We start from the raw sequence: 15,017 nt of genomic DNA on the forward strand, positions 1-15,017 counted from the left end.
AAAGAGATAGTGCAAAACAGCTATCTCTTTTTTGATGAAAAATATTATTGGCTAAAAATTGCTTTTACAAGATCTTCAAGGGCGTAGGAGGAGAGGCCATAGCCATCTCTTTCTAGATAGACAACTTCAAAAGATTTGAAAGTGGGGTTAACAGCAAATTGAATCAGCACGAGGTTTTCACTATTTTTATAGGGATAGGTACCTGTAAATTCAACAATATTCTCATCTTGTTCAGATCGAAAATAAGTCCACTTAGGATTTTTAAAGAAGGCATTAAAATAAACATCGACTTTTTGATTAGGAAATTGATTGAAACTGCCTTGTTTAACAATATCAATAAATCCAGTAGTATCATCTTTTAGTGTAGTAGCACTAACTACCTGACTAAAAGGAGATTCAGTCCCATTTTTAACAGCTGTTATCTGATAATATATCGTTGATCCAGAAGGTAAATCATAGTTACTCATACTATAAGGTTCAAACCAATCAAATTGTCTTTTAGTGTTGTACTCATCCAAAAAGGGAACAAATTTACCACTCGGGTTATCACAAAAATAAACATAATAGTAGTCAATTGTTGGATTATAATCCCATTGAACCGCTATTTCGCTTGAGGATAATGGAAAGGCACGTACATTCTGAGGTGCACTTAGTGTATTTTCTGCTTTATTTAACTCGGTGAGCGTCAAGGGACTAGCAATAGATATATTCTTTATTTCATTAATGGGAATACAAAAGCCAAGATTTTGCCCATCAAAAATAGCTGCAGATGTAATACCAATAACTTCTCCGTGCATATTAAATAAGGCGCCTCCGCTGCTGCCGGGGCTGATTGGTGCACTAATTTGTATAAAGCCTTGCTGCTTTAAAGAACTAATAATGCCGGTAGATAGTGTGTTTCTAAGTCCCATAGGATTGCCGATTACAACAATACTATCACCTAAAATGACTTTATCTGAATCACCAAGCCTACAAAAAGGGAGTTTATCCGGGGTATTTATTTGGAGAAGGGCAATATCTTTATGTACATCATAACCGAGTACAGTGATATCAGTGTATTCCTTATCAGTATCTAGAGAAACAGTTAAGTTTTCGGCATTAGCAATGACATGATAGTTTGTTACAATTTTACCATCTTCAGAAATAGAAAATCCACTGCCAAAAGAGTCAGTGCCATCTAGCGCATGATTATAGATGAAAGCAATGGCTTTTTCCATTTGTCCTATTTCTTGAATAGAAAGTGCTTTAGAGATTTGAGAAGCGCCTAGTTGAGAAACATTAGTCAAAGACTCAGGCTTTGAGTCTATAAAAACGGCTTTATTTTTTTCATCCCATGTAACGTTAGCTCCAAGACTTTCGCTTATAAATCTTAAAGGAACATAAGTAGTCCCATTTCTTAGAATAGGAGGTAAACGGAGTTCCTGCTTGTTAATATCTATAAAAGCAGACTTTTGACCTATTGTTAAAGTGATACTTGTAGCATTTTTTTTGGCAATAACAGTCTGGGTTTCAGCTACCCACCCAACCTTTGCCTCGAGCGCTTCAAAGATTAAACGCATGGGAACCAACGTTACCCCTTTTTCGATAAAAGGAGCTGTTTGACTTACTAAAGGTTTATTATTAAGATAGATAATAATATTTTGAGAAGAGGCATTGACAGAAGAACTGCTTAGAAATCCTAATAATAAAAAGCAGCTCAAATAAATAAAAAGAAAAACCTTATTTTTTTGCACACAATATTCCTCCTAAGGTGAAATGGTAATTTTATATAAATATAACATATAATGGGAAAATTTAATAGATTTAATAAAATTATTTTATCTATAAGTCTGAACTATGACTTTTGGCACATATAGATTTTGCCCTTTTTTACTTATACTCAATCATTTCATAACTTATGATAGTGCTATAGAAGCTATATTTGAAGTAATGTTTTAAATATTGTGTACATAAAGTAAAGTTGATACAATAAAGATAGAGAAGAGTTAGGCTTAGAAAATAGGGAGATTCTTTTGGGGATGATAGTAACCAAATGATTAAGACGCTGCATAGTGGCAGTAATGTATTAGATACATGTAATTTTGATAAAATAACAAAGGTAACACAGTAAAGGTGTATTATTTAACAGGGAAAAATAAAAAGGAGTGTGACAATGAAAGTTGAACTTTTAAGAGCGTATATGTCTAAAATGTGTGATTTAAATCATGCTGTGCAGTTACTGCAGTGGGATCTTAAAACAAAAGCACCTAAGAATGCGGTAGATACACACGTTGCCGCTATTGCAACTTTATCAACGGAGAGTTTTAAAATGAGTGTCTCAGACGAGATGAAAGAGTTTATTTTAACTTTTGAAAATAGTGACAAGCTTGATGATATTGTGAAGAGTTGCTTAAAAGACTTAAAAAGAACTTATGAAAGATCTAAAAATATCCCTGAAAAACTTTATAATGAGTATGTTTCACACACATCTAAGACAAATATGGTTTGGGAAAATGCCAAACGTAACAACGATTTTGAAAGCTTTAAGCCTTATTTAGAAAAAACGGTCGCCTATAATAAAGAAATGGCAGCGCATATTGATTCTGGCAAAAATATTTATGATGTGCTGTTGGATAATTATGAGACAGGGATCCCAGCTGATAAAATTAATAGCCTTTTTGAGGAACTTAAAAATGGCGTGCTGCCTCTGTTAGAAAGTATCAGTCACAAAGAGAGAGTAGATGATACTAAGTTATTTGGAGATTTTGAAAAACATAAGCAAAAAGATCTTGCAGAGTATGTTTTAAAAATAATAGGCTATGACTTTGAAAGCGGAAGATTGGATGAGAGTGAGCATCCTTTTACAACAGGAACACCACCTCATGATGTAAGGGTAACTACCCGATATGATGAAAAAGATATTAGAAGCGCTTTATTTACTGTGATTCATGAAGGCGGACATGGTATTTATGAACAGAATATTTCACCGGCACTTATTAAAACACCTCTTGCAGCAGGAACTTGCATGGGTATACACGAGAGTCAATCAAGACTTTATGAAAATATGATAGGAAAAAATATCAGTTTTTGGGAGCCAATTTATAATAAGGTAGGAGAAATATTCCCGCAGTTTCAGAACATCGAATTAGAGGTTTTTCATAAAGCTATTAATATTGTTGAACCCTCACTTATTCGCGTAGATGCAGATGAACTCACCTATAATCTGCATATTATATTAAGATATGAGCTTGAAAAAGCTTTATTTACAGGAGACTTACAAGTAAAAGATTTACCGGAAGCTTGGAGAGAGAAAATGAAAAAGTACTTAGGTATTACGCCACCGTCAGATACGAAGGGGGTACTGCAAGACTGTCACTGGGCTGAGGGAGCTTTTGGTTATTTTCCGTCCTATGCACTTGGGAATATCTACGGGGCACAGTTTGTACAAAAAATGGAAGAAGAAGTAGGTTCGCTTGATTATTTATTAAAAAAGCAAAGATTGGATATTATAAAAGACTGGCTTAGAAATAATATTCATCGTTTTGGAAAAATGAAAACATCAGCAGAGCTTATAAAAGATGTGTGTAAGAGTGATATTGATGTGAAACCGATTATCACTTATTATCAAAATAAATATCGTAAACTTTATGCTATATAGTGAAGATTATTTGGAAAAGTAGATTGTATTTAGTGTCTAAAAAGATAAAGAGGGGTAAGAATCAAGATGAATCAAAATATAATACAAAAGCTTACGTGTTTAGCAGAAACAAGATTTTTGAGCCTGTATGATGCAACATATCAGAATAAAAATGGCAAGACTAAACATTGGATGATTGCTTCAAGGAAAAATTATGAAACTTTAATAGCTCAGTATTTTGAGCAAAAAGAAGATCAAACAGATGCTGTCGTAATCGCAGCGCTGCATAAGCCCACCCAGTGTTTAGTGCTTATCAGACAATTTAGAGTACCACTAAATGACTATGTGTATGAACTTCCAGCAGGTCTTATTGATCATGGAGAAGACATAAATAAAGCATTAACCAGGGAATTGAAAGAAGAAACAGGGCTTAGCGTATTGAAGATTACTGAAACTATGGGAAGTTATAAAGCGTATCTGTCAGCAGGTATGACAGAAGAATCAGCAGCTCTGATTTATTGCACCTGTGAAGGGACAGCTACATCACAGTATCTAGAAGAAGATGAAGTGATTGAAGCTTTCTTAGTTTCACAAGATGAAGCAAAAAAACTTATAAAGAACAATGTCAAAATGGATATTAAAGCACTTATGGCGGTACAAAGCTTTATTAAGCTAGGGGCAAAGTTGTTTGAAGAGCTCAGTTTATAAAGCGTAAGATAAAATATAAACAATTTGAACTATATAAAAAGTATGGTAAACTAATGAAAAGAAAATAGTTTATATTTTATCTAAGGAGGCTGTATATGAATAAAGTAAGATGGGGAATAATCGGAGCAGGTAATATATCTAATACATTTGCAAAAGCGGTACTTACACTGCCAAGAGCGGAGCTTGCTGCAGTTGCTGCAAGGAATTTAGATTCAGCTAAGGCGTTTGCTTTAAAGTATGATATACCAAAAGTGTATGGTTCGTATCTTGAAATGGTCAAAGATAATGAAATAGATGCTGTCTATATAGCGACACCTCATAGTCACCATTATGAACATATGATGCTATGTCTTGAAAATGGCAAACATGTTTTATGTGAAAAAGCTTTTACGGTTAATGAACAGCTCTCCAAAAAAGTAATAGATGTTGCAAAGTCTAAGAAGCTGATGCTAATGGAGGCTTTTTGGACTCGATTTTTGCCTATGACACAAAAGATTAAAGAGCTTATTGCAGAAAATAGTATTGGTGAAATTAAGGCAATACACACACATTTTGGGTTTGACCTTACACATCTTGGGCCCAAAAGCAGAGTATTTGATTTAACTCTTGCAGGTGGAGCACTCCTAGATGTAGGTGTTTATGTAATAAATTCAGCAACAATGTATTTGGGGAATAAGCCTGATAAAATTACTTGTGTTGGGAAGAAGGGGCAGACCGGTGCTGATTATAAAAACAGTATCATTTTGGAATACGGAGATAAAATAGCGACTTTGAGCAGTAGTATTGATACGCGTTACGCTAATAAGCAGTTTATAGTAGGGACAAAAGGCATGATAGAAGTGCCAGAATTTTGGCAATGCCAAAAAGCTATTATAACAGAGCATAATAAAGAAGTTTATGAAATTAATTTACCTCATGGTGTTAATGGGTTTGAATATGAGATCGGTCACTTTATGGACTGTTTGTTTGAGGGTAAAACAGAAAGTGATATTATGACATTTGAAAATACACTGGCTATCGCTAAAATTACAGATGCATGCAGAAAACAGATGGATTTGGTATATCCTTTTGAATAGAAAAAATATTAAATAATGATTGTAGACAAAGTTCATGTTGAAATAAGAAATTGAGCTTTGTCTTTTTTTGTGATAGATATGCCGTATGTCGGACAGAAAATTATTGACAAATCGATACATACGTAATATATTACTTATATAAGTAATATATTACGTATGTATCGATAATTTATTAAGGGAGAATGACTTGAAATGGATGCACCAGATAAAAAGGAATTTATTTTTGGGAGTATTTTTCTGCTTGCTAATAGGTTACAAGTACTAGGTGATAGATGGGATTCAGATATAACGATGAAACAGTGGTTTTTAATTGTTATGATAGCACAATTTAAAGAAAGCCCGCCTACACTGAGTGAAGTCGCAGAATTTATGGGCAGTTCCCGCCAAAATGTTAAACAGTTAGCACTTAAACTTCAAAAACGGAATTTTTTATGTATTGAAAAGGATGCAAAAGACAGTAGAGCGCTAAGGCTATTGCTTACAGAGGAATGTCAGGAGTTCTTTTTAAAAAGGCAGGAAAGAGAACAAGCTTTTCTAGCAGAACTTTATAAAGGAATTAGTGAAACGAGATTAAATGAAGTGTATCAGGGGATCTATCAATTAGGTGAAAATGTATTTGAGATGGACGAAAAATCAAAAGGAGGAAAAAGAATATGAAAACATTAATAACTTATGCAAGTAAACATGGAGCGGCCAGAAAGTGCGCACAAATGCTAAAAGAAAAGATAGCAGGGGATAATGAAGTGATTGATTTAAAAAATGTGAAAAATATAGATCTTAGTCAGTATGATAACGTTGTTATTGGAGGGTCTATTTATGTTGGCGCGATTCAAAAACAGGTTACAGAGTTTTGTAGTCAAAATATCGAAATACTTAAGAAAAAGAAAATAGGATTATTTATAAGCTGTATGAATGAAAATGAAGCAGAGAAGCAACTTAATCAAGTTTTTCCACAAGAGCTTTTAGAAGCAGCTTGTGTAAAAAAATCATGTGGTGGAGAATTTAATTTTAAAAGTATGAACTTTATGGAAAAGATGATTATTAAAATGATATCTAAAGCAGAAGCGAAGAATAATCCAAAGGCAAAGCCAATTAATATAAGAGAAAATGTATCTAAGCTTATATTAGCTAATATCAATGAAATCGCCCAAGCCATGCAAGTATAGGTTGATTAAGAAAATAAAAAGTATCATAAGGAGAATTTATGAAAAAAATATTAAAAATAGTAGGCGTTGTTATTGCTATTATAGTAATAATAGGAGTGTTTTTTATTACAAGAGGACTTAAAGAAGGCGCTGCAATGACTATGCAGGATATTAATCCATCAGTTTTTAGCGACGGGAAGTACTATGGTATTTATCGTGAGGGTAGATGGTTAAGTGAGGTAGATGTCATCATTAAAGATCAGAAGATTATTCTTATCGAACTACTTTCAGAGCCGATGATCCATCCAGGTAAAGCAGACTTTTCACAAGAGTTATTTGACCGTGTTATCGCTAAGCAAACTACAAATATAGATGTAATCTCAGGGGCTACGGTAACTTCAAAAGCCTACTTGAAGTCTGTTGAAAACGCATTAAATAAGTAACACTACTCGTTATTTATGAGCTACATAATGACATATTTAAAAAAGGAGGGAAAAATGCATATTACGCTATTAGACGCAACAGAAGGAGAAAATGAGCTAGGAGCTATTGCAGAACAACAATGCAGTAAAGAGGGGAAAAGCTGCTCTTATTTTAAACTAGAACAGATGAATATATTACCTTGTAGAAATTGTGGCGCTTGTACTACAAAAACCCCTGGTGAGTGTGTATTTAAGGATGATATACCTGAAATTATAAAGAGTGTTGTTAAATCCAAAGTGATGGTAGTACTGGCCCCGATTCGTTTTGGAGGATTTAATGCGCAGTATAAAAAAGCTTTAGATAAATTTGTTCTGACGGGGCTACCCTTTTTTAAAGTAGAAAAAGGAAAGCTTTCTCATCCGGGGAGGTATAATGACTGTAATGACGGAATGCTTTATAATCTAATCATTGGTCTTTCAGATAATCATTCTGAAGGGCAAAAGCAAAGTTTTAAAAAACTAACTGCTCAAAATGAAGAAATCATGGGTACTAAGCATCGAGCTGTTATTATGGAAATAGCACAAGCACCGGAGAAAACAGGAGAAGTTATTTCAGGTCTGTTTAAAGAGGTGAGTCGCTTATGAACTCCAAAAGAATACTTTTGTTAAATGGAAGTATGCGTAAGAATGGGACTTCAGTTAGTATTGCGAATACTTTGAAAAGACAGATAGAAACAAAAGGGCATCAGGCAGAAATAGTCCATATCATGGATTATTATGATAGAAAATATAGCATTAAGCATTTAAAGGATTTAATAAGTCAATATAACACGATAGGAATCGTAGCACCATGTTATGTTAATACATTGCCTTATGCAGATATATGGTGCTTTGAAAGATTAGTTGAAGAGTTTGAAGATAAGTGGCAAGGAAAAGGTTTTTTTGCAATTGCACAAGGTGGTATGCCAGATAATGAAGTACATCAGTCGATTCTTGATGTATGCAGTCATTTTGCTAAAGAAGTGAAAATGGAGTGGCTAGGTGGGCTTATTATAGGATTAGCTCCAATTATAAATGGAGCGCCTTTAGAAAGTACTCGGTTTATAGGCAAACGTCTTATTAAGCCTTTTGATAAGATGCTTGAAGAGCTATTAAATGACGAGCGGGTATCTAATGCACTGCAGAGACGAATAACACTCAACTTGCCTAAAGTCTTAAACTACCCATTAGCGTTCTTACTTAATCAATTTATAAAAAGTACTATTAAAAAAGCTGGAACTGTAGACCCTTATAGAAAACCATATAAATAATAATGCCCAAACTATTAAAAATTGCTTTTAGTAGTTTGGGCGTTATTATTTGTATAAACAATAAGTATAGAGGAATAACTTATATTTAAAGATGTATAAGCTGTAAGAATATAAAAAAATTAAGTATTAGTGGTAGCGTGATGAAGAATCTTTGCTTTAGTAGCTTCTTTTTGAGTCATTTCACAAACCAGTTTACCTTGTGATAAGACTAAGATGCGATCACACATGCCTATGATTTCATCAAAGTCTGAGGAAATAAGAATAACGCCTCCCCCGTTTTTGGTAATATTATTAATACAATTATAAATATCAACTTTTGACACAATATCTACTCCTCGGGTAGGTTCATCGATAATAAATATTTTAGAGTGATTCATAATCCATTTAATAAAAGACATTTTCTGCCAATGACCTGTAGTGTAGTAATTAAGACGTGTATAGGTATTAGATGAAATATTAAAGCGACTTAGATATTCTTTAACAGCAGATAACAAAATATTATAATTGATACAGCATAAGTGTGAAAATCTCCGAAGTGACGTGAAGGCGATATTATCAGCGACGTTGAGTGATGAGATAATACCATCTGCTTCCCTATCCTCGGGCAATAGTGCGATAGAATTTGCAATAGCTTGAAATGGATGGCGAATATGTACTGGACTGCCATTTATTTCTAAGGAAGTACATTCATATTCAGTGTTACCAAATAAGCAGTTAGCAAGAAGTGTTCTACCAGATCCTGCAAGTCCTGTTATACCCAGTACTTCATGCTTATGAAGGCAAAAAGAGATATCAGTCAGAATGCCGGATGATTTAAGATTGCAGACTTTTAATAGTTCAGCCCCTTTTTTAAAATGGAGCTTAGGATATTTATTAGATAAAGGCATACCCGCTAGAAGCAGGATGAGCTCTTCTTCAATAGAATCGTTAACATCGAGAGTAGCTATAAGACGACCATCTTTAATAATAGAGACCCGGTCCCCTAATTTACAAATATCATTTAACTTATGTGAGATTAGAAAAATACCTACATACTTGTGTTTTAATTTGGTAATAATAGAGTGAAGGATATCATTTTCGTAATCTGTAAAAGCAGCTGAGGGCTCGTCCAATATGATTACCTTGGCGTTGGACACATATGCTTTTAAGATTTGGATAATATGCTTTTGTGCAAGGCCGTAGTTTCCGAGCATTTCTAAAGGATCGATATTGACTTGAAACTCCTTAAAAAGTTCTTTAGCTTTAAAACAAATCTCATTCATATTTATAGGAGAAAGTTTATGCTTAGTATGAAGTGTTTCAAAAAATAAGTTTTCTGCAACTGTCATTTTATTGAAAAGATGTATTTCTTGAGGTACGTAGAAAATACCATGGGCTTTTGCGTCCTCTATAGAATGGATGATAATAGGACTGTCATTAAGAAAAATACTACCAGTATACTCCGTAATTACGCCGCTCATTATTTTAACTAAGGCGGATTTTCCGGCGCCATTCGCACCCATTAAAATATGAACTTCCTGTTGGCGTAAATTCAAATGAATATCATCTAATTTAAATGCAGCATTTAGTTGTTTGGTTATACCTTGTATTTCCAATAAATACTTTGACAAGTTTATTCACTTCCTTCCACTAAATTTATAGAAGTAAATAGTTCAATATTATTATTGCAAATAAGTTTTTTGTAATTTTCGTCAAGATCATAGTTAGTAATAATTTTTTCAGCTATTTTAAGGGGACCTACTTTAAAAAAAGCCGTTTTATTAAAATAATGGGAAGGACATAGTATGATTTTAGAGGTTGCATTTAAAAGAGCTTCTTGTATAAGTGTTGCTTTATCTATGTTAGACACGGAAAAACCGACATTTTCATTAAAACCATCGACTTCAATAAAAATTTTACTAATATAAAAATGAGACATATTTGCAAGTGTAAGCCTGCCAAAAGTAGCTTTCGAATGATAGTCTATATCTCCGCCTAAGGAAATAGCTTTAATATGCGGAAATTGACTAAGTTCCAATGCTATTAATATATCATTGGTTAATACAGTAAGATTTTGCTTATTATGAAGATTTCTAGAAATTTCTAAATTAATAGGACCATTAGTTAACATGATGGAGTCATTGTCTTCAATCATGTCTACAGCGATAAGTGCTATTTCATGAAGATTTTCTTCTGCCGGGGCAGGGTCTTCTTTAGTTAAAACCATGGGTGTAACAGAAGTGTGAGAAGGTATTTTGGGACTTAGGACGGCACCGCCATGTATACGCCGCAGAAAGCCCTCTTCTTCTAGCTTCTCAAGATCTTTACGAATCGTAACTTCTGATACATTCAGCATACTACTAAGCTTAGAAACTTCTACTTTTTCGTTTTGGTTGAGATAGTTCTTAATAATTTTTATTCTTTCGATTGCAAACAAATAGATCACCAGATTCATTAATATTTTTGACGTATACAAAGTATAGACTAATATACTAAGTATAAACTAAATGTACTTTAAAATACAATATATTTACGAAAACTTACAACTAATTACAAAACGAAAATAAATAAATTATAATAATTACTAAAAAAAAAATAAAATACAATAAAATAATATTGACTTTATACTAAACATGTATTAGTATAAAAACACAAACGCAACAAAACAAAACAAAACAAAATTAAATGAAACAAAAAAGCGAAAAAATGGAGGAATGTATTATGAAGATGAAAAGATTATTTTCACTATTATTAGCGGGGGCTATGTCACTTACGCTTGCAGCTTGTGCACCAGCAGAGTCTCAAAACGCAAATCCTGGTACAGAAACAAAGCCGGTGGCTGAAGCACCAAGTGGAAGTGAAACTTCTGGGGATGGTAATTTTGTTGGAGTACTTATGCCAACACAATCTTCTCAACGTTGGATTCAAGATGGCGATAACATGAAAAAACAACTAGAAGCAAAAGGCTATCAAGTAGACCTTCAATATGCAGAGGATGTTGTTGAAAATCAAGTATCACAGCTTGAAAATATGGTTACAAAAGGGGTAAATGTTTTGGTTGTTGCGTCAATTGATGGTGAAGCTTTAACAGGTGTTATTGGCAAAGCCGCAGATGCAGGGATTAAGATCATTGCTTATGATAGATTAATAAGAGGATCAGAACATATCACTTATTATGCAACTTTTGATAACTTCAAAGTAGGGGTTCAGCAAGGTTCTTATATTGTAGATAAACTTGGACTTGCAGAAGGCAAAGGTCCTTTTAATATTGAATTATTTGGTGGTTCACCAGATGATAACAATGCATACTTCTTCTATGATGGTGCGATGAGTGTTCTTCAACCTTATATTGACAAAGGGCAGCTTGTTGTAAAATCAGGTCAAACAGGAATGGACAAAGTTTCTACTTTAAGATGGGATGGCGCAACAGCACAAGCTCGTATGGATAATATTTTATCAGCTAACTATTCGGATGGCTCAAGAGTAGATGCCATACTTTCACCATATGATGGTATTTCAATTGGTATTTTGTCTTCTGTAAAGGCAGTTGGATATGGAAGTGGCAATCAAGCTATTCCGATAGTTACCGGTCAAGATGCGGAAGTGCCTTCTGTAAAATCTATTATTGCTGGAGAACAGGCACAAACAGTATTTAAAGATACAAGAACGCTTGCTGAAAGAACTGTAGAAATGGTAGATGCGGTATTACAAGGTAAAGAAGCAACTGTAAATGATACAACAACTTATGATAATGGTGTTAAAGTTGTACCATCATTCCTTTGTGATCCTGTTTCAGTAGATGTAAACAACTATAAAGAGATTCTTATAGATTCAGGTTATTATACTGAGGATCAACTTAAATAATTTTATAATGAATATTTAAGTAGCAGCAAAAGCTGCTGCTTAAATATTACATAGTGCGAAAGGAGTTGATTGAATGAGTGAAAATATATTAGAAATGAAAGATATCTCAAAAGCTTTTTCGGGTGTAAAGGTACTTAAAGATGTAAACTTACAGGCGAAAAAGGGGGAGATTCTAGCACTAGTAGGAGAAAATGGCGCAGGCAAATCTACATTAATGAATGTCTTAAGTGGTATTTATGAATATGGTAACTATACTGGAGATATCATATTTGAGGGTAAAGAATGTAGATTCAGAAATATAAAAGATAGTGAAAAGATTGGAATAGTTATTATTCATCAGGAATTAGCACTTGTACCTTATCTTTCAATTGCTGAAAATGTATTTTTAGGGAATGAGCAAGCTCAAAATGGCATCATAGATTGGCATAAGGCTCATACTAAAACGGCTGAACTTTTAACGAGAGTGGGATTAAAAGATGACTCTAATGCATTAATTAAGGACATTGGGGTAGGTAAACAGCAACTTGTTGAAATAGCCAAAGCACTTGCTAAAGAAGTTAAACTGCTTATTCTTGACGAACCAACAGCAGCTCTTAATGATGAAGATTCTAATCACCTGCTGAATTTATTGATTGAGCTTAGACAACAAGGTATTGCATGTATTATCATATCTCATAAATTAAATGAAGTTACAAAAGTAGCTGACAGGATAACGGTTATACGTGATGGGAATACTATTGAAACCTTAGTTAAAGGTCAAGATGACATTACAGAAGATAGAATTATAAAAGGTATGGTAGGCAGAGATTTAGTGGATCGGTATCCTAAAAGAATACCTCAAATAGGTGAGGTTATGTTTGAAGTTAGAGATTGGGAAGTCTTTGATCCGCTTAATGAAGAGAGAAAAGTTATTAAAAATGTCAATTTAAATGTAAAAAAAGGTGAGGTAATAGGTATAGCCGGTCTGATGGGTGCAGGCAGAACAGAGCTTGCAACTAGTATATTTGGAAGAGTTTATGGTAAAAAGATCAGTGGGCAGTTATTTAAAGAAGGTAAAGAAATAACGATTAAAAATGTAAGTGAAGCGATAAGTCATGGTTTGGCTTATGTAACTGAAGATAGAAAAACTGCTGGACTTGTTTTGATTGATGATATTAAAAAGAATATTACTCTTGCGAGTCTTAAAAAATTAAGTAAAAGCAATGTTATTGATGACAATAGGGAGATACAAGTAGCTGAGGAGTTTCGTAAGAAGCTAAACATAAAATCTTCTAGTATTCTTCAAAAAACAGGAGATTTATCCGGTGGTAATCAACAAAAAGTCGTGCTTAGTAGGTGGATTTTCTCAGATCCAGATATACTTATACTTGATGAACCAACCAGAGGAATAGATGTTGGTGCGAAGTATGAAATTTATACGATCATTAATGAATTGGCTAAACAAGGCAAATCAATCATTATCATTTCTTCCGAGTTACCAGAAGTATTAGGGATGAGTGACAGAGTTTATGTAATGAACGAGGGGAAAATAGTAGGTGAACTTAACAGAGAGTCTGCTTCTCAAGAGAGCATAATGAAATGTATTATGCAAAGCAGCAGGGAGGTATAAAAATGGATAATTTAAAAAATATTTTTAAAAATAATATCAGACAGTATGCGATGGGTATAGCACTTGTATCTATTATGGTACTGTTTCAAATCTTAACAAAAGGGATTCTTTTAAAGCCGCTTAATGTAACGAATCTTATTCTCCAAAATAGTTATATACTTGTTTTGGCGATTGGTATGTTTCTGTGTATATTGACAGGAAACATAGATTTATCAGTAGGTTCAGTAGCAGCTTTTGTTGGTGCGATATCAGCGATACTTGCTATAAGAATGAAAGTGCCTGTTATACCAACGATTGTTTTATCATTGCTTGTTGGAGCTATTATTGGTGCGTGGCAAGGTTATTGGATAGCTTATGTAAGAATACCGGCATTTATTGTTACGTTAGCAGGTATGCTTATATTTAGAGGGCTTACGTTAGTTATATTAAGAGGGCAGACAATTGCACCTTTCCCAGCATCTTATCAAATTATAAGTTCTGGATTTATCAGAGATTTCTTTGGAAACGGGAATTTGCATATTACCACTATAGTCATAGGTATTATTATTTCTATTCTTTATGTTATGTCAGAAATAAACAAAAGGAAAAATACATTAAAGTATAATTTTGAGGTTCTATCTAGCAACTTATTTGCAGCTAAATTACTGCTTATTATAGTTATTATTAATGTATTTACTTATTGGTTAGCGAGTTATAAGGGAATCCCAACTGTACTTATCCTTCTTGCAATATTAATTTTGATCTATACATTTATTGCAAATAAAACAGTACCAGGACGACATATTTATGCGTTTGGGGGCAATGAAAAGGCAGCGAAGCTATCAGGTGTAAAAACGAATAAAGTATTATTCTGGGTTTATGTAAATATGAGTATTCTTGCAGCGCTTGCAGGCATCGTTTTTGCTGGGCGTCTTAATGCGGCTACGCCTAAAGCTGGCGTTAACTTTGAACTTGATGCTATAGCCGCATGTTATATAGGCGGTGCTTCAGCGTCAGGTGGTATAGGAACTGTGTTTGGATGTATCATTGGTGGACTTATTATGGGTGTGCTTAACAATGGGATGTCTATACTTGGTATTAGTATAGATTGGCAACAAGCTATCAAAGGTTTAGTTCTTCTCTTGGCGGTAGCATTTGATGTTTATACTAAAAATAAAGCTAGAAGATAAGTATATAATAAACTAAGAGCTCCATTCTTATTTATAAGCATTGGGCAGATGAGGATTAATGAATGATCGTATCTGCTTAATGCTTATTTATGTATTATAAAATAGATGTATTGCTTACT

At 33.7% G+C, this 15,017-nt stretch carries 14 protein-coding genes; 11 read left to right on the plus strand and 3 right to left on the minus strand.

The features are described 5' to 3' along the window. Window positions 1–44: 44 nt before the first annotated feature. Window positions 45–1,733, minus strand: coding sequence for a stalk domain-containing protein (locus BN3326_RS00770; protein WP_069997215.1), 1,689 nt, complete (start codon window positions 1,731–1,733; stop codon window positions 45–47). Window positions 1,734–2,152: 419 nt separating this feature from the next. Between BN3326_RS00770 and BN3326_RS00775 the strand changes: the two genes are divergently transcribed. The 8 genes from BN3326_RS00775 (at window position 2,153) to BN3326_RS00810 (ending at window position 8,277) form a co-directional block, all read left to right on the plus strand. Beyond that, complete coding sequence (locus BN3326_RS00775; protein ID WP_069997216.1) at window positions 2,153–3,637, plus strand: carboxypeptidase M32; 1,485 nt, start codon at window positions 2,153–2,155, stop codon at window positions 3,635–3,637. A gap of 66 nt (window positions 3,638–3,703) precedes the next feature. Continuing rightward, complete coding sequence (locus tag BN3326_RS00780; RefSeq protein ID WP_069997217.1) at window positions 3,704–4,324, plus strand: NUDIX hydrolase; 621 nt, start codon at window positions 3,704–3,706, stop codon at window positions 4,322–4,324. Between the two features lie 95 nt (window positions 4,325–4,419). Continuing rightward, entirely contained in the window at window positions 4,420–5,400 is a 981-nt protein-coding gene (locus BN3326_RS00785) for a Gfo/Idh/MocA family protein (protein ID WP_069997218.1), read from the plus strand. A gap of 192 nt (window positions 5,401–5,592) precedes the next feature. Continuing rightward, window positions 5,593–6,057, plus strand: coding sequence for a MarR family winged helix-turn-helix transcriptional regulator (locus BN3326_RS00790; protein ID WP_069997219.1), 465 nt, complete (start codon window positions 5,593–5,595; stop codon window positions 6,055–6,057). After that, complete coding sequence (locus BN3326_RS00795; RefSeq protein ID WP_069997220.1) at window positions 6,054–6,566, plus strand: flavodoxin domain-containing protein; 513 nt, start codon at window positions 6,054–6,056, stop codon at window positions 6,564–6,566. The genes BN3326_RS00790 and BN3326_RS00795 overlap by 4 nt, the downstream gene beginning before the upstream one ends. Before the next feature lie 38 nt (window positions 6,567–6,604). Beyond that, window positions 6,605–6,988: an FMN-binding protein gene (locus BN3326_RS00800; protein WP_069997221.1), complete on the plus strand. Its 384-nt coding sequence runs from the start codon at window positions 6,605–6,607 to the stop codon at window positions 6,986–6,988. A gap of 54 nt (window positions 6,989–7,042) precedes the next feature. Then, window positions 7,043–7,612, plus strand: coding sequence for an NAD(P)H-dependent oxidoreductase (locus tag BN3326_RS00805; RefSeq protein WP_069997222.1), 570 nt, complete (start codon window positions 7,043–7,045; stop codon window positions 7,610–7,612). Next, on the plus strand, window positions 7,609–8,277 hold the full coding sequence (locus tag BN3326_RS00810) for an NAD(P)H-dependent oxidoreductase (RefSeq protein WP_069997223.1): 669 nt from the start codon (window positions 7,609–7,611) through the stop codon (window positions 8,275–8,277). The genes BN3326_RS00805 and BN3326_RS00810 overlap by 4 nt, the downstream gene beginning before the upstream one ends. Before the next feature lie 119 nt (window positions 8,278–8,396). Here the strand turns inward: BN3326_RS00810 and BN3326_RS00815 are convergent, their stop codons facing one another. Both BN3326_RS00815 and BN3326_RS00820 read right to left on the minus strand, forming a co-directional pair. Then, window positions 8,397–9,887 (minus strand): sugar ABC transporter ATP-binding protein, encoded by a 1,491-nt coding sequence (locus tag BN3326_RS00815; RefSeq protein ID WP_069997224.1) that lies wholly within the window; start codon window positions 9,885–9,887, stop codon window positions 8,397–8,399. 2 nt (window positions 9,888–9,889) lie between these two features. Further along, window positions 9,890–10,711: a DeoR/GlpR family DNA-binding transcription regulator gene (locus tag BN3326_RS00820; RefSeq protein WP_242875914.1), complete on the minus strand. Its 822-nt coding sequence runs from the start codon at window positions 10,709–10,711 to the stop codon at window positions 9,890–9,892. Between the two features lie 272 nt (window positions 10,712–10,983). Here BN3326_RS00820 and chvE point away from each other — a divergent pair, with 272 nt between their 5' ends. The 3 genes from chvE to mmsB all read left to right on the plus strand — a co-directional run bounded on the left by chvE (window position 10,984) and on the right by mmsB (window position 14,898). After that, entirely contained in the window at window positions 10,984–12,120 is a 1,137-nt protein-coding gene (gene chvE / locus BN3326_RS00825) for a multiple monosaccharide ABC transporter substrate-binding protein (protein WP_069998376.1), read from the plus strand. Between the two features lie 73 nt (window positions 12,121–12,193). After that, window positions 12,194–13,729: a multiple monosaccharide ABC transporter ATP-binding protein gene (mmsA, locus tag BN3326_RS00830; RefSeq protein WP_069997226.1), complete on the plus strand. Its 1,536-nt coding sequence runs from the start codon at window positions 12,194–12,196 to the stop codon at window positions 13,727–13,729. A 2-nt stretch (window positions 13,730–13,731) separates the two neighbouring features. Continuing rightward, window positions 13,732–14,898: a multiple monosaccharide ABC transporter permease gene (mmsB, locus tag BN3326_RS00835; RefSeq protein WP_069997227.1), complete on the plus strand. Its 1,167-nt coding sequence runs from the start codon at window positions 13,732–13,734 to the stop codon at window positions 14,896–14,898. Window positions 14,899–15,017: the final 119 nt, after the last annotated feature.

It is taken from the genome of Cellulosilyticum sp. I15G10I2, from assembly GCF_900095725.1.
Lineage (GTDB): Bacteria > Bacillota > Clostridia > Lachnospirales > Cellulosilyticaceae > FMMP01.